General features: G+C 29.8%; 16 protein-coding genes. 13 read left to right on the forward strand and 3 right to left on the reverse strand.

Annotation, left to right across the window (positions count from 1 at the left end; all coding sequences use genetic code 11):
* Window positions 1-180 precede the first annotated feature (180 nt).
* From ABNK64_RS08680 to ABNK64_RS08705, 6 genes are all read left to right on the forward strand, one after another.
* On the forward strand, window positions 181-1,743 hold the full coding sequence (locus tag ABNK64_RS08680; protein WP_349764136.1) for a putative glycoside hydrolase: 1,563 nt from the start codon (window positions 181-183) through the stop codon (window positions 1,741-1,743).
* 67 nt (window positions 1,744-1,810) lie between these two features.
* Window positions 1,811-2,668, forward strand: a complete 858-nt coding sequence (gene truB / locus ABNK64_RS08685) for a tRNA pseudouridine(55) synthase TruB (RefSeq protein ID WP_349764137.1) — start codon at window positions 1,811-1,813, stop codon at window positions 2,666-2,668.
* Window positions 2,669-2,688: 20 nt separating this feature from the next.
* Entirely contained in the window at window positions 2,689-4,506 is a 1,818-nt protein-coding gene (gene typA, locus ABNK64_RS08690; protein ID WP_291259458.1) for a translational GTPase TypA, read from the forward strand.
* Window positions 4,484-5,362, forward strand: a complete 879-nt coding sequence (locus ABNK64_RS08695) for an ankyrin repeat domain-containing protein (RefSeq protein ID WP_349764138.1) — start codon at window positions 4,484-4,486, stop codon at window positions 5,360-5,362. The genes typA and ABNK64_RS08695 overlap by 23 nt, the downstream gene beginning before the upstream one ends.
* 19 nt (window positions 5,363-5,381) lie before the next feature.
* Window positions 5,382-5,738, forward strand: a complete 357-nt coding sequence (locus ABNK64_RS08700; RefSeq protein ID WP_291256327.1) for a hypothetical protein — start codon at window positions 5,382-5,384, stop codon at window positions 5,736-5,738.
* 48 nt (window positions 5,739-5,786) lie between these two features.
* Window positions 5,787-5,987 carry a hypothetical protein gene (locus ABNK64_RS08705; RefSeq protein ID WP_349764139.1) on the forward strand — a complete coding sequence of 67 codons (201 nt, stop codon included), beginning with the start codon at window positions 5,787-5,789 and terminating at the stop codon, window positions 5,985-5,987.
* A gap of 55 nt (window positions 5,988-6,042) precedes the next feature.
* Here the strand turns inward: ABNK64_RS08705 and panF are convergent, their stop codons facing one another.
* The 3 genes from panF to ABNK64_RS08720 are packed head-to-tail and all read right to left on the reverse strand — an operon-like array spanning window position 6,043 to window position 8,530.
* Window positions 6,043-7,491: a sodium/pantothenate symporter gene (panF, locus tag ABNK64_RS08710; RefSeq protein WP_291256329.1), complete on the reverse strand. Its 1,449-nt coding sequence runs from the start codon at window positions 7,489-7,491 to the stop codon at window positions 6,043-6,045.
* Window positions 7,485-7,739, reverse strand: a complete 255-nt coding sequence (locus ABNK64_RS08715) for a YhdT family protein (protein WP_291259463.1) — start codon at window positions 7,737-7,739, stop codon at window positions 7,485-7,487. The genes panF and ABNK64_RS08715 overlap by 7 nt, the downstream gene beginning before the upstream one ends.
* Before the next feature lie 8 nt (window positions 7,740-7,747).
* On the reverse strand, window positions 7,748-8,530 hold the full coding sequence (locus tag ABNK64_RS08720) for an HAD family hydrolase (RefSeq protein ID WP_349764140.1): 783 nt from the start codon (window positions 8,528-8,530) through the stop codon (window positions 7,748-7,750).
* Between the two features lie 165 nt (window positions 8,531-8,695).
* On the opposite strand from ABNK64_RS08720, the gene ABNK64_RS08725 reads away from it, so the two are divergent.
* The 7 genes from ABNK64_RS08725 to fsa all read left to right on the forward strand — a co-directional run bounded on the left by ABNK64_RS08725 (window position 8,696) and on the right by fsa (window position 15,443).
* Entirely contained in the window at window positions 8,696-10,747 is a 2,052-nt protein-coding gene (locus ABNK64_RS08725; RefSeq protein ID WP_349764141.1) for a BglG family transcription antiterminator, read from the forward strand.
* Window positions 10,748-10,855: 108 nt separating this feature from the next.
* Window positions 10,856-11,287, forward strand: coding sequence for a PTS sugar transporter subunit IIA (locus tag ABNK64_RS08730; protein WP_291256333.1), 432 nt, complete (start codon window positions 10,856-10,858; stop codon window positions 11,285-11,287).
* Window positions 11,288-11,324: 37 nt separating this feature from the next.
* Window positions 11,325-11,600, forward strand: a complete 276-nt coding sequence (locus ABNK64_RS08735; RefSeq protein WP_291256334.1) for a PTS sugar transporter subunit IIB — start codon at window positions 11,325-11,327, stop codon at window positions 11,598-11,600.
* A 25-nt stretch (window positions 11,601-11,625) separates the two neighbouring features.
* On the forward strand, window positions 11,626-12,963 hold the full coding sequence (ulaA, locus tag ABNK64_RS08740) for a PTS ascorbate transporter subunit IIC (protein WP_349764142.1): 1,338 nt from the start codon (window positions 11,626-11,628) through the stop codon (window positions 12,961-12,963).
* Between the two features lie 40 nt (window positions 12,964-13,003).
* On the forward strand, window positions 13,004-13,822 hold the full coding sequence (locus ABNK64_RS08745; protein ID WP_291256336.1) for a transketolase: 819 nt from the start codon (window positions 13,004-13,006) through the stop codon (window positions 13,820-13,822).
* Between the two features lie 12 nt (window positions 13,823-13,834).
* Window positions 13,835-14,776 carry a transketolase family protein gene (locus ABNK64_RS08750; protein ID WP_349764143.1) on the forward strand — a complete coding sequence of 314 codons (942 nt, stop codon included), beginning with the start codon at window positions 13,835-13,837 and terminating at the stop codon, window positions 14,774-14,776.
* Between the two features lie 19 nt (window positions 14,777-14,795).
* Complete coding sequence (gene fsa / locus ABNK64_RS08755) at window positions 14,796-15,443, forward strand: fructose-6-phosphate aldolase (RefSeq protein ID WP_300389369.1); 648 nt, start codon at window positions 14,796-14,798, stop codon at window positions 15,441-15,443.
* The last annotated feature ends 41 nt before the right edge of the window (window positions 15,444-15,484 follow it).

Genomic DNA, 15,484 nt, shown 5'->3' on the forward strand with positions numbered 1-15,484 from the left:
GAAAAAAGCCAAAGAGATTAAAAAATCTCTTTAGCTAATTTTAAAACATATGCTATTAAATTTGCAACAGCCCCTTTATTATTTATATATAAAAAATATATTGTCTATTAAAAATCAAACTAGCTATTTTTTAAAAAATAGTATAAAATATCTAATATGATATAAGTAAGGGAGATAAAGATGAGAAGAGAGAAAAGATTTATGAGTGGAATATTAGGTATGATAGCTTTTTATGTAGTTACCATTACTGCCACAGCTAGTTTGACTAAGGATATTGGAAAAAGTAGTGTGGAAGTTGTTAATGTAGTTTCCCAAGAACAGAGTAAAGAGGAAAAGAATGAAGAGGTCAATCAAGTATTACCGTTGAAAGAGATAAAGATAAGTGAAAAAGAGAAGGCTCCAGAGAAGAAGATAGCCTATACTATAAACTATAAGACACCAATATATTCAGAGCCAAATGGGAAGGTACAAAAAGATAGTTTGAAAAAAGCTATGAGAGTTGAGGTACTAGAGGATAAGGTTGTTGAAATAACTAAGGAGACAAAGGTTAAAAAAGAGGATGGGACTTTTACAACGAAGAAGAATGTTGAAAAAAGTTACTGGAAAAGAATAGTGTATGGAAAAAATAATGAGATGAGAGAGGGATGGATCAGAACAGGAAGTTTGACTGAAGATGTTAGAAAAGTTATCCCTGCTAATCTAAAGAATGCTAATTTGAGTGCTGTTCCTAAGAGAGAATATGTAAATAATCCAAAAATTGATGTAAGAGGTATATATCTAACAGTTAATACTGCTGCTTCAGCAAAAAGAATTGATGAGTTGATAGAGCTTTCTAAAAGAACAAAGATAAATGCTTTTGTAATAGATGTGAAAGAGGATTTTGGAAAGATGCTTTTCAAAACAGATGCTGAGTTAAAATATTTAGGAAAAAATGATAACAGATACCCTATATCAGATATACACTCTTTTATGAAAAAATTAAAAGATAACAATATCTATACAATAGCTAGAATAGTATCATTTAAAGATCCTACATATGCTTCTAAACACCCAGAGAAAGCTATAATAAAAAGAGCTACAGGAAAACCATTTACTAATAGTGACGGTGTAATTTGGGTATCTCCACATGATAGATATCTATGGGAATATAATATTGCAGTGGCAAAAGAGGCTGCAAAAGCTGGATTTAATGAGATACAGTTTGACTATGTGAGATTCCCAGCATCAAATGGTGGAAAGTTAGATAAAGAACTAGATTATAGAAATACAAATGGTGAATCTAAACCTGAAACAATTCAAAAATATCTAAAATATGCTAGAAAAGAGTTGGAGCCATTAGAGGTCTATATATCAGCAGATATATATGGACAAGTTTCAAGTTCAAGTGATGATATGGGATTGGGTCAACACTGGGAGATAATAAGTAATGAGGTTGATGCAATATCACCAATGGCATATCCAAGTCACTATGGAAGAGGAGTATATGGATTGGCAGTACCTGATGCAGAGCCATATAAGACTATCTATTATACTACTTTGGATGGAATAAATAGAAACTATAATTTAAATTATCCAGCAGATATTAGACCTTGGTTACAAGCTTTTACTGCTAAATGGGTAAAGGGTTATATTCCTTATGGTAAAAAAGAGATAGAGGCTCAGATAAAAGCCTTAGATGATTTAGGAATAAAACAGTATCTGTTATGGAGTCCAAGTAATAGATATGGGATTATAGAAAAATAAAAAATTGTTTTAAAAATTAGGATTATGTGATACAATATGAAATAGTTCTAATATAGGAGTTGAAGTTTTGGAAGGAATAATTAATATTAATAAACCTAGTGGAATAACTTCCTTTGATGTTATTAGAGTTCTTAGAAAGGTCCTAAAAGAGAGAAGAATAGGGCATACAGGAACTTTAGATCCTTTAGCTGAGGGAGTTTTAGTTGTTTGTCTGGGAAGAGCTACTAGACTTGTTCAAGATATAGAGGGGTATTCAAAAGTTTATACTGCAGGATTTGAATTGGGATATAGAACAGATACCTATGATATTGAGGGAAAAATAGTAGAAGAGTCTGAGAAAAAAGAGACAACTCGAACTGAGTTAGAAAGTATTTTGAAGAAGTTTATAGGAGATATAAAACAGATTCCACCAATGTACTCTGCTATTAAAATTGAGGGACAAAAATTATATGATCTAGCTAGAAAAGGGATAGAAGTAGAAAGAAAAGCTAGAGAGATAAGCATAAATTTTATAGAGATTATAGAGTTTGATGGAAGAAAAGGAAAGATTAGATGTGAAGTATCTAAAGGAACATATATTCGTTCTTTGATAGATGACATAGGAAGAGAGTTGGGAACTTTTGCCACTATGACTTCACTGGTAAGAGAGAGAGTAGGAGAGTCAGATATAGAGAGCTCATACACTTTAGAGGATATAGAAAAACTACATTCAGAAGGAAAAGATGACTTCTTAAGTAGTGTAGAGGAGTTTTTTCAATATCCGAAGATAGAGATTGAAGATGGAAAAAACTTTGTATTATTCCAAAATGGTAATACTATAAGATGTAATACAGCAGATGGAAGGTATAGAGTTTATCTAGAAAACAAATTCTTAGGTTTAGCAAATGTAAATAATAACTTATTAAAAGGGTATAAATATTTTTAACCCTGAAGGAAGGAAGAATAATGAAAATAAAAAACATAGCAATTATTGCCCATGTTGACCACGGTAAAACAACACTTGTGGATTGTCTTTTAAGACAAGGTGGAGCCTTCGGTTCTCACGAATTAGAAAAAGTAGAAGAGAGAGTAATGGACTCAAATGATATTGAAAGAGAAAGAGGAATTACAATTTTTTCTAAAAATGCATCTGTAAGATATAAAGATTATAAGATCAACATTGTAGACACTCCAGGACACGCTGACTTTGGAGGAGAAGTACAAAGAATTATGAAAATGGTTGACTCAGTAGTACTATTAGTAGATGCTTTTGAAGGTCCAATGCCTCAGACAAAGTATGTATTGAAGAAAGCTTTAGAGCAAGGACATAGACCAATAGTAGTAGTAAACAAAGTAGATAAGCCAAATGCAAGACCAGAAGATGTATTATACATGGTATATGAGCTATTTATAGAGCTTAATGCTAATGATTTACAGTTAGAATTCCCAGTGGTATACGCTTCAGGAAAAGGTGGATTTGCAAAGAGAAATTTAGAAGATGAGAGCCAAGATATGACTCCATTATTTGAAACAATTCTTGAGCATGTAGAGGATCCAGAGGGTGACGATAACAAACCTATGCAATTCCTAATCACAAATATAGCTTATGACAACTATGTTGGTAAACTAGCTGTAGGAAGAATTCATAATGGTATTGTAAGAAGAAACCAAGAGGTTATGTTAATAAAAAGAGATGAAAAAATGGTAAAAGGAAAAATCTCTGTACTTTATGGTTATGAAGGATTAAAAAGAGTTGAAGTGCAAGAGGCACATGCTGGAGATATAGTTTGTATTGCAGGAATAGATAATATAGATATTGGAGAAACATTAGCTGATGTTAATGAACCAATAGCTTTACCATTAATAGATATTGACGAACCAACACTAGCAATGACATTTATGGTAAATGACTCTCCATTTGCAGGAAAAGAAGGAAAATTTGTAACATCTAGACATATTTGGGAAAGACTACAAAAAGAGTTACAAACAAACGTAAGTATGAGAGTAGAGACTACTGAAACTCCAGATGCCTTTGTTGTAAAAGGAAGAGGAGAACTTCAACTTTCTATACTATTAGAGAATATGAGAAGAGAAGGATTTGAGATACAGGTATCAAAACCAAGAGTTCTTATGAAAGAGAAAGATGGAAAGAGACTAGAACCAATTGAGATGGCACTTATAGATGTTGATGATAGTTTCACAGGAGTAGTTATTGAGAAGATGGGTATAAGAAAGGGAGAGATGGTATCTATGATCCCTGGTACTGATGGATATACTCGTTTAGAGTTTAAAGTACCAGCAAGAGGACTTATTGGATTTAGAAATGAGTTCTTAACAGATACTAAGGGAACAGGAATTTTAAACCACTCTTTCTATGATTATGAGCCTCATAAAGGAGATATACCTACAAGAAGTAGAGGAGTACTTATTGCAACTGAACCAGGTGTAACAGTGGCATATGCTCTAAATAACATACAAGATAGAGGAATATTATTCTTAGAGCCTGGAATTCCAGTTTATGAAGGAATGATAGTTGGAGAGCACAGTAGAGAAAATGACCTAGTAGTAAATGTTTGTAAAACTAAAAAATTAACAAATATGAGAGCTGCTGGAAGTGATGATGCTGTTAAATTAGCTCCACCAAGAAAATTTACTTTAGAGCAAGCACTTGATTACATAGCTGATGATGAGCTTGTAGAAGTAACTCCTGACAATATCAGATTAAGAAAAAAATATCTGAAAGAGGGAGAGAGAAGAAAATATGAAAAGAGAAATGAAGAGTAATCTTAATAGAATTTTAATTCTTTTATGTATAACACTATTATTTACAAGTTGTAGTTTTCTTCAAAAAAAATCAAAAAAAGTAGTAACTCCTGAAGAGGTGTATACAGCAGTATTTTTAGATGATTCATACAGTTTAAATAAGTATTTAGCAGAGGGATTTCCAATAGATTACAGAGATGAGAATAATAAAACTCTATTGATGAATATATTGGAGAAGGATAGTTTGAATTCTTTAAATATAATTTTAACTAGAGATATTAATTTAGAAGATAGAGATGATAATGGAAGAACAGCTATTTTTTATGTAAGAAGTATTGAAGCTTTGAAAAGTTTGGTAACAAATGGAGCTGATATCAATGCCATTTCACAAAAAAATAGTACCCCATTATTAATCTATTTTATGAAGGAAAAATCAGATAGTTATAGCAAATATCTATTGGAAAATGGTGTGAATTTTAAAGCAAAGGATAAAAATGGTTGGGATGTAACATTTTGGTCTGCTTCTATTGGAGATATTGAGCTAGTAAGAGATTTAGAGCATTTAGGTGCAGATTTCTTAGCTTTGGACGAAGATGGAAACTATCCTATATACTATGCTTATGATGAGAATACAGTATTGGAATTACTCAATGTAAAGGGATATAACCTTAAATTGAAAAATAATAAAGGCGAGAATATATTTGGTGAAATATATTTGAGATCTGTTGCTAATGGGAATTTAAAAGCAGTAGAGAGATTAATTGACTTAGGTGTAAATCCTAGATATATCTCCTATGGTGATTCTGCTAAATCGATAGCAACTAAATTAAACAATCTAGAGATGTTAAAACTTCTGAAGGAAAAAGGGATAAAATAATAAAAAAAGGAGGTAATTGATGAGAATAAGAAAGATATTGATGTTGTTAATTTTTACATTGTCAATATTGATAGTAAATTTACAACATTCCAATCAAAAGCCTCCTTTATTTGATAAAAATAGTACAAATAATATAGTGATATTAGTAGATCATATTGAGGGAATACACGAGGAATTAGTGGTAAAGGAGCCAACAAATTTAAGTGATACTACCGTAATCTATGATAATTATAGAGATATGATCCCAATTTTGAGTGTTGTTATAGTGCTATTAACAAAAGTTTTTAAAAGTGAAATTCAATCATTTAGAACTTTTAAAATCAAAGGGTTATATGGGATTTTACTCAGAGATAGGAAGCGGTTGCTTCGAAATTAAAAACTCTCCATTTTAAAGATAGAAAATAAAAAAATGGAGGAGTAGAGAATGCTAACACTAGAAGAGAGAGTAGAATTAGAAAAATTAGAGAAAATTAACAAGGAATACAGTGCTAGGGAGAATAGAGAGCTAGAAGATGAATTTGTATATGATAACAGATTAGGAGCTTTTTTACTTCTTGCTTCATACTGTGGAATTGGGGTGTTTTTTCTATATAAGTTAGCTGAATTGTTACTTTTAAAGATATAATACTATGAAAAAAGTGTAGGTGATTACCTACACTTTTTCTATATATCAATATCCTTTATAGATTAAAGAAGATATCCAAAGTTTCATCATCAGTCTTATCTCCATAGTATGAACCAATAATAAAAACAAAACTACTTACAGCAAGGACTGGAACAATATTGTGCATTCCAGCAATGGTAATTTTACATACATTGAGGTATATAAAAGTGATGAAGCCAAAAATCATAGAGGCAATAGCTCCTGTTGAGTTAGCTTTTTTCCAAAATAATCCAAAAACAATTGGGCAGAAAAAAGTAGCTTCAAGTCCTGCAAAAGCAAAGAGGTTTATCCAAACTAATAGATTAGGTGGATTTAGAGAAAGTAAAAAAACAATGATTCCAAAACCTAAAGAGGTTAAAAATGAGAGTTTTTTTATTTTTTCTACAGTGGCATTTTTATTTACGTAGTGTAGATAAAGATCTTTTACTATTGTAGCTGATGTCATAATTAAAAGAGAATCCACTGTTGACATAATAGCTGCTAGGGGTCCACCAATAAATACACCAGCTAAGATAGGGTGTAAATTATTTAGAGCAAGAATAGGGATGATCTTATCTCCAACTTCTACATTAGGCTCAATACCCATTCCCATAACTCCAATAAGATGCATTCCCAACATTAATAATCCCACAACTGATGTACCAATGATCATAGCTCTATGAAGAGATTTGCTATCCTTAAATCCCATACATCTTACAGCAGTAGAGGGATAACCGAGTAGTCCAATACCAACCAATACCCAAAAAGATAGAATGAAAGGCTTTGCTATATTACCATTGGAACTAGGTGTTAACATCTCAGGATTTGTTTTAGCAATATTTAACATAATATTTTCAAGACCATTTCCATTTTTAGTGACTACATAAAAAAGAACACCAGTAGCTATAAGCATAACTACACCTTGTATAGCATCTGTTAAAGCAACTGCTCTAAAACCCCCAAATGAGGTGTAGGCTATAACAACACCAGAAAAAAGTAGTAAACCTATAAAATATGAGTAACCAGTAACAGTTTCAAACAATCTTGCTCCACCAACAAATTGTGCTACAATGGTTCCAATGAAGAAGATAAGCATTGTGATTGAAGAAAGGATAACAACTATATCACTTTTATATCTTGCTCTCAATAGGTCAATAATTGTGACACCTTTGATTCTTCTAGAGATAATAGCTAATTTTTTACCAATTATACCCAAGGTAAAAAAAGCAGTGGGAACCTGAATACAAGCTAGTAAAACCCAACCAAGCCCCAATTTATAGGCTATACCAGGTCCACCAATAAAGGAGCTGGCTCCAACATATGAGGCAATGATTGTCATAGCTAATACAAATCCCCCCATATTTCTACTTCCAATGAAATACTCTTCAGTAAAATCTACATCTTTTCTATGTTTTATTTTATTTACTTGATAAGTAATACCTAGCATTAGCAAAAGATATAGGATAATAGGTATCATAGTTAACATTTTTTATCCTCCTCTAACTCTACATCTTTAAAGAAAAATTTCACAGTGAGAAAGACTAAAATATTTATAATTACTAGTCCTAAAACACAAGAGTAGAAAAACCATTCTGGTAGTCCAAAAATATATTTAAAATTTTCTACATTTTCACTATCGAAACGAATATATGCAAAGTAGTACCACCAACAGAAATAGAAAATATAGAGAATAAGAGTTGCAATAACTTCACGATTGATCTGTTTTTTTCTCATAACTCCTCCTATAGCTCAAAATAGTTTTCAATATATTTAGCAACTCCATGTTCTTTATTAGAGAGAGTTACTGTAGAAAATTGTTCTTTTAGAATCTCTTGAGCATTTTCCATAATTACAGGGTGACCTACAGTTTTTAGCATATCAAGATCATTTTCTCCATCTCCAAAAGCCATAAAATTATCTGGAGTAAGTTTAAAGATATTAGCAAGATTCTTAATACCACTTCCCTTAGAACAGTTTTTAGGGGCGATATCTACACAAGTAGGTTGAGATAGAGTGATCTCAGCTAGGTCAGAAAATTTATCCTTTAATATATTGGCTATTTTTTTTATAACTTCAGGATCATCATCACTTACAATTATCTTATTTAATTCAGGACAATCCTCCTCTTTTTCTAAAAGAACCTCTTTGTAAAGGGGTCTACTCATAAAATCTTCAATAATATCCTCTTTATTATAATAGAAATACTCATTTAAAAAAGCACTATAAAAAAGATTATTAGCTCTGATCTCTTTTAGAATCTTTGTAACTACATCTTTTGGAATTCTCTCTTCAAATATACAATTACCTTTAGGATCATATATATTTGCACCATTATTACAGATAAGATAGGGAGCAATACCAAGCTGTTTTAAAAATCTTTGAACTCCCTGTTGTCCTCTTCCAGTAGCAATAGCAAAATTTACTCCACTATCAATTAGTTTTTTAATAGTTGTGACGGTGTATTCACTGATCTCATTACTAGAATAAAGAAGAGTACCATCTAAATCTGATACAACAAATTTCATCTAAAAATCACCTCAATAATAAATTATAATGTTATTTTACATTATATTTATAAAATATAAAAGAGGAAAATTGAAATATTTTGTAAAGTTAAATTTACAAAATATGGCAGTTTTTTTAAAAAAGATAATAATATATACTATAGGTATATAGTGGAGGTGAAATAAGTGTTAAATTCAAAAGGAAATAACATATTAAAGTATTTGTGTAAAAATGAAGGAAAGGGGAGTATAAAAGAACTTGCACAAACATTACAACTTTCTGAGAGAAGTATAAGATATGAATTGGATAAAATAGATGAGTATCTTTTGAGAGAGGGATTAGAGCCACTAAAAAGAAAATTTGGTGGAAAAATATTTTTTGAAAAATATGATATTTTTTTAGAAAATAAAGAGTTTGAAGAGAATAAAAGTAATTTAGATATTTATGAAAGAAGAGAGTATCTATCTTTTATCTGTGTCTTTGATGAAAAAATAAATTTAACAAAAGCAAGTAAGATTTTAGATGTTAGTAGAACAACTATAAGAAATGATATAAGAGATATTAGAGAGGAGTTACTAAATAATAATCTTGAACTGAAGATTTCACAACAAGAAGGATTGATTTTATCTGGAGAAGAGACAGATATAAGAAAACAACAGTTAAAATTTTTAAGAAAATACTCAAATTTTATATTTTATTCTAACGTAGATTTAAAAACTAAAAAAGAGTTGATAGTAGAAGAGTATATAAAGTATATAGATATTAATATAATAAAAAATTTTATTAATTATATACAAAGACTTTTAGATAAGATAATTTCAGATGAAGCTTATAACATAATAGCTATCTATTTAATTATAGCTATTATAAGAATAAAACAGGGGAAAATATTAGAGAAAATAGCAAATAAACAGTTTTTAAAAGAGACGATTGAGTATGAAACTATATTGAAAGCTAAAGGGATTATAGAATCTGCCTATGATATTAATTTAGAAGAGAATGAGATACTACAAATAACAGATTATTTTTTAGGAAGTCATACTTATAATTTTGAAAAATCATACTATAGTAACTGGATTGAGATAGATATATTAGTTAAAAAATTTATAGATAAATTTAATAAAAAAATAGATGTTGATATTTCAAAAGATAAACTACTGTTAGATGGAATTTTAAATCATATAAAGCCAACTATCTATAGATTACAAAATAAGATAAAACTAGAAAATTCAATATTTGTAGAAGTTTTAAATAGTTATCCAACCATATTTTATAATACTAAAAACTCATTAAAAGAGATTGAAAAATATTTAGGAATAGAGTTTTCAAATGATGAAGTAGCTTTTTTAGCAATCTATTTTAAAGCAGCTATAGATAGAAATCGTTATAAAAGAAAAAATTTGAAAAAAGTATTAGTTGTTTGTGGATATGGATATGGAACTTCTAATCTTTTGGTACAGCAATTAAAAGAGATATATACAATAAATATTGTAAAAACAATACCAAGACATCTTTTAGAAAAAACTTTACAAAAAGAAGAGGTAGATTTGATAATAAGTACTGTTGATATAGAGGATAATATATCTATACCAATTGTCAAAGTAAAATCAATATTGACCCAAGAGGATATAGATAAGCTTGATAAATACTCTCTTTCACGTCAGAGAAAACGTTATATGTTGTCGGAGCTACTAGAGATAATAGAGGAAAATTGTACTATAGAGAATAAAGAGGAACTAATCAAAGGGTTAAACATATATTTTGAACAAAGATTAGTAAATGATATAGAGGAGAGCGAGTATAAGTTAACTGATTTTATAAAAGAAAAAAACATACTATTAAATCAAATAGCTGAAACTTGGGAAGAGGCAGTAATATTAGCAGGAAATATATTAGTTGATAATAAAATTGTAGAAGTTAATTATATTGATGCAATGATTGAAAATATAAAAAAATTAGGATCATATGTAGTTATAGGAGAGAATATAGCAATACCTCATGCACAAAAAGATGAATCTGTTTTAAAAACTGGAATGGGACTTATTGTTTTGAAGAAGCCAGTTATCTTTCCAAATGACAGAAAAGTTCAAGTTATTTTGGTATTTTCATCTTTAGATAATAAGGAACATTTGAATGCATTAGCAGATTTAGTAGAATTAATAACAGATTATAATTTAATAGAAAATCTATTAAAAGCTAAAAATGTTAAACAAGTTTTAAAGTTTTTAAATTTTTAGAAAGAAAGTGTAAAATTAAGATTTCATAAATATGACAATTGTCAAAAGTATAAAGAAAATATATCATATGAGTATAAAGAAACTAAAAGGCATTAAGGAGGAAGGATATTGGGTATAAAAAATATTTTAAATGGAATGATCCAAGTTATAGATAATGTAGAAACTTGGGAGAAAGCAATTGAGATAGGTGCAACTCCATTAATAAAAAGTAATAAGATAAAATTTGGATATGTAGAAAATATGATTCAGAATATAAAAAATATGGGACCATATGTAATATTGATACCTGGGGTAGCAATGCCACATGCAAGACCAGATGAAAATGTGTTAGAGAGTTCTCTATCTTTACTAAAAATAAATAGTGGTGTAAAGTTTTCAGAAGAGACTGAAAATGTATATTTAGTATTTTGTTTAGCTGCTAAAGATAGTAATTCACACATTGAAATAATAGAACAGCTTACAGAGGTGCTTGGTGATGACGAAAAGATAGCAAATCTGATTAAAGCTAAAACAATGGATGAGTTAGTAAAAAGTTTATAAAAAAGTTGCAATAAAAAATTTGAAGGAGGAATTGATTATGAAAATAACAGCAGTATGCGGAACAGGATTAGGAAGCAGTTTTATGTTGGAGATGAATGTAAAGAAGGTATTAAAAGAGTTAGGAGTTAATGCAGAGGTAACTCATACAGATTTGGCATCAGTTATAGAGAGTGATTCAGATTTCTTTATAATGTCAAGGGACATAGCAGGAAGTACAAAAATTTCAAATAAATTAGTTTTAACAAATATTATAAATTTAGGAGAGATAAAAGAAGTTTTAACAAAAGCACTTCAAGAAAAAGGGGTATTATAAAAAATAGAGATTGGGAGGAGAAAGAATGTTAGACTTTATATTAGATATATTAAAAGTTCCAGCTATATTGGTAGGATTAATATCTTTAATAGGATTATTGTGCCAAAAAAAAGATTTTTCTGAAACAGTAAAAGGTACAATAAAAACAATATTAGGATTTATAGTATTAGGTGGGGGAGCTAGTATATTGGTAGGAGGACTAGTTCCATTTGGTAATATGTTTGAAGTAGGATTTAAAGTACAAGGAATAGTTCCTAATAATGAGGCAATTGTAGGAGTTGCTTTAGCAAAATATGGAACAACTACAGCTTTAATAATGACATTTGGTATGGTAGCAAATATATTGATAGCAAGATTTACAAAATTAAAATACATATTTTTAACTGGACACCATACATTTTATATGGCATGTATGATAGCAGTAATTTTAGCAGTTGCTGGATTTGAAGGAGTTGCTTTGATAGCAGTAGGATCATTAGTGTTAGGATTTATAATGGCATTTTTCCCAGCCATAGCACAACCTACTATGAGAAAGATAACAGGAACTGATGATATTGGATTTGGACATTTTGCTACAACAGGATATGTTCTATCAGCTTGGATAGGAAGTTTAGTAGGAAAAGGATCAAAATCAACTGAGGAGATGAATCTACCTAAAAATTTAACATTCTTAAGAGATAGTTCTATTTCTATCTCATTAACTATGACAGTTTTATATCTAATTACAGCATTTGCAGCAGGACCAGAGTATATTGAAAAAAATCTAAGTGGTGGACAAAACTTTATTGTTTACTCAATAATTCAAGCTATAACATTTGCAGCTGGAGTATTTATAATCACACAAGGAGTAAGATTAGTTTTAGCAGAAATAGTTCCAGCATTTACAGGAATATCACAAACATTGGTACCTAATGCAAAACCAGCAATAGACTGTCCAGTAGTTTTTCCATATGCACCAAATGCAGTTCTGATTGGATTTTTATCAAGTTTCTTTGGTGGAATAATTGGATTATTTATATTAGGAGCTTTAAACTGGGTATTAATTATTCCTGGAGTAATACCACACTTCTTCTGTGGAGCAACAGCAGGAGTATTTGGAAACGCAACTGGAGGAAGAAGAGGAGCAACAATTGGAGCTTTTGTACATGGATTATTAATAACATTTGTTCCAGTAGTTCTATTACCAATATTAGGAGAATTAGGTTTCTCAAATACAACATTCTCAGATGCTGACTTCGGAGTTGTAGGATTAATTTTAGGAGTATTAACAAATAATTTCAATAAATATTCAATAGTAGTGGTATTTGGAATCTTTATATTATTAGCGTTTTTCTTTCCAAGAAATAAAAAAGAGGAAGCATAATTAGAGAGATATTATTTTAATATAGTAAGGAGTGTCATGTATGGAAAAATATTTAGAGATGGAAAAATTTAGTAAAAGAATAAGAAAAGAAACTTTAAAAATGCTATTACATAGAGGATTTGGACACTTAGGAGGAGCTATGTCAATAGTGGAAACTTTAGCTGTACTATATACAAGAATGAAGGTAGATCCAACTAATCCTAAACTAGATGATAGAGATTATTTGGTATTATCAAAAGGACATGCAGGTCCAGCTCTATACTCTACATTGGCATTAAAAGGATTCTTTGATTTAGAGTTATTAAATACTTTAAATAATAATGGGACACTCCTTCCAAGTCATCCTGATAGAAATTTAACTCCTGGAATAGATATGACAACGGGATCTTTAGGTCAAGGAATATCAGCAGCAGTTGGAATAGCTATTGGATTACAAAGAAAAGGAAGTCAAAGAAAAGTATATTGTATTGTTGGAGATGGAGAGTTAAATGAAGGACAATGTTGGGAAGCTATTCAATTTGCTGCACATAACAATTTAAATAATTTTACTCTTTTAATAGATGAAAATAAAAAACAATTAGATGGAACTACAGAGGAGATATGTAAAGCTTTTGATTTAGCAAAAAAATTAGAAAGTTTTGGCTTTGATACAAGAAGAGTTAATGGAGCTTCAATAGAAGAGATAGATAAAGCTATAAGTGTAGAAACTGAAAAATCTCCTAAATGCATAGTTTTAGATACAATAAAGGGGCAGGGAGTAGAGTATTTTGAAAAATTAAAAGCTAATCATCATATAAGGTTTACTGAAGAGATGAAAGAGATATTGAAGAGTGAAATAGAAAAATTGGATATTGAGTAGGAGGAATTTGAAATGGCAAAATATGAATTAGAAAATCAAGAGATGAGAAAAGCATATAGTTCAACTTTAGATGAAATGATAAATGAAGATAAAAGAGTATTTGTTTTAGAAGCAGATTTATCAGAAGCTATTTCAACAAATTCAATAGCCAAAACAAATAAAAAAAATTATATAAATTGTGGGATTATGGAAGCAAATATGATAGGAGTAGCAAGTGGGTTATCTTTAGTTGGAGATATTCCTTTTGTTCACACATTTAGTCCTTTTGCTACTAGAAGAGATTTTGATCAAATCTTTTTATCAGGGGCATATGCTAAAACAAATATAAAAATTTTGGGATCTGATCCTGGAATATATACTCAACATAATGGTGGAACACATACTTCATTTGAAGATATTGCTTTAATGAGAACTATTCCGACAGCAACAGTATTATCTATATCAGATACTACTATGATGAAAAATATTTTAAGACAAATAAAGGATATCTATGGAATTCATTATTTGAGTGCAATAAGAAAAGGTTCATATAAAGTATATAATGAAGATGAAAAATTTGAAATAGGTAAAGGAAAAGTATTAAGAGAAGGAAAAGATATAACTATAATAGCTTGTGGGATTATGGTAGTTGAAGCATTGAAAGCTGCAGACATTCTTGAAAAAGAGGGAATAGATGTAACTGTAATTGATATGTTTACAATAAAACCAATAGATAAAGAGTTAGTAAAAAAATATTCGAAATTAACAAAGGGAATTGTAACAGCAGAAAATCACAATATTATTGGTGGATTGGGAAGTGCTGTTGCTGAAGTAATCGTTGAAAATACTTTGGTCCCAATGAGAAGAGTAGGAGTAGAGGATAGATTTGGTCAAGTTGGAACTTTAGATTATTTACAAAAAGAGTATAAACTTACAGCAGAAGAGATTGTAAATAAGGTAAAAGAATTATTGTAAAAGGAGCGAGAAGAGAGTTATGAAAATATTTATAGATACAGCTAATTTAGAAGAGATAAGAGAAGCAGAAAGTTATGGAATTATAGCTGGAGTTACCACTAATCCATCATTGATAGCTAGAGAAAATGGAGATTTTGAAAAAATAATTTCTGAAATAACTAAAATTGTAGAAGGTCCAATAAGTGCAGAAGTTTTGTCTTTAGAAGCAGATAAAATGGTAGAAGAGGGAAAAAAACTAGCAAGTATTCATAAAAATATTGTTATAAAATTACCAACTACTTTTGAGGGATTAAAAGCTTGTAAAAGACTTAAAGAGTTAGGAATAAAGACAAATTTAACATTGATTTTTACTTTAAATCAAGCTTTATTGGCAGCAAGAGCAGGAGCTACTTATGTAAGTCCATTTGTAGGAAGATTAGAAGATACAGGAGTAGATGGAATAGAGTTAGTTAAATCAATAAGAGAAACTTTTGATAAGCATGGTATTGAAAGTGAAATTATAGGTGCTAGTATTAGAAATATTTATCAAGTTGAAGAATTAGCAAAAGTAGGTGCTCATATAGGTACTTTGCCTTTTAAAGTTATTCAAGGAATGATAAAACACCAATTAACTGATGCAGGAATAGAGAGATTTTTAAATGATTGGAAAAATGTAAAAAATTCATAGTAAATAAAAAGGAGAAGATTTTTGGGTCTTCTCCTTTTTAT

Origin of the sequence: Fusobacterium sp. SYSU M8D902, assembly GCF_040199715.1 — a bacterium.
GTDB lineage: Bacteria > Fusobacteriota > Fusobacteriia > Fusobacteriales > Fusobacteriaceae > Fusobacterium_A.

What these genes read in the sequence shown, in the direction of transcription:
- panF (WP_291256329.1), bottom strand. Translation starts at nt 7,491, where the DNA reads ATGTTAACTATGATACCTATTATCCTATATCTTTTGCTAATGCTAGGT.
- ABNK64_RS08745 (WP_291256336.1), top strand. Translation starts at nt 13,004, where the DNA reads ATGGAAAAATATTTAGAGATGGAAAAATTTAGTAAAAGAATAAGAAAA.
- ABNK64_RS08705 (WP_349764139.1), top strand. Translation starts at nt 5,787, where the DNA reads ATGCTAACACTAGAAGAGAGAGTAGAATTAGAAAAATTAGAGAAAATT.
- ABNK64_RS08700 (WP_291256327.1), top strand. Translation starts at nt 5,382, where the DNA reads ATGAGAATAAGAAAGATATTGATGTTGTTAATTTTTACATTGTCAATA.
- ABNK64_RS08720 (WP_349764140.1), bottom strand. Translation starts at nt 8,530, where the DNA reads ATGAAATTTGTTGTATCAGATTTAGATGGTACTCTTCTTTATTCTAGT.
- fsa (WP_300389369.1), top strand. Translation starts at nt 14,796, where the DNA reads ATGAAAATATTTATAGATACAGCTAATTTAGAAGAGATAAGAGAAGCA.
- ulaA (WP_349764142.1), top strand. Translation starts at nt 11,626, where the DNA reads ATGTTAGACTTTATATTAGATATATTAAAAGTTCCAGCTATATTGGTA.
- ABNK64_RS08750 (WP_349764143.1), top strand. Translation starts at nt 13,835, where the DNA reads ATGGCAAAATATGAATTAGAAAATCAAGAGATGAGAAAAGCATATAGT.
- ABNK64_RS08735 (WP_291256334.1), top strand. Translation starts at nt 11,325, where the DNA reads ATGAAAATAACAGCAGTATGCGGAACAGGATTAGGAAGCAGTTTTATG.
- typA (WP_291259458.1), top strand. Translation starts at nt 2,689, where the DNA reads ATGAAAATAAAAAACATAGCAATTATTGCCCATGTTGACCACGGTAAA.
- ABNK64_RS08695 (WP_349764138.1), top strand. Translation starts at nt 4,484, where the DNA reads ATGAAAAGAGAAATGAAGAGTAATCTTAATAGAATTTTAATTCTTTTA.
- ABNK64_RS08680 (WP_349764136.1), top strand. Translation starts at nt 181, where the DNA reads ATGAGAAGAGAGAAAAGATTTATGAGTGGAATATTAGGTATGATAGCT.
- ABNK64_RS08715 (WP_291259463.1), bottom strand. Translation starts at nt 7,739, where the DNA reads ATGAGAAAAAAACAGATCAATCGTGAAGTTATTGCAACTCTTATTCTC.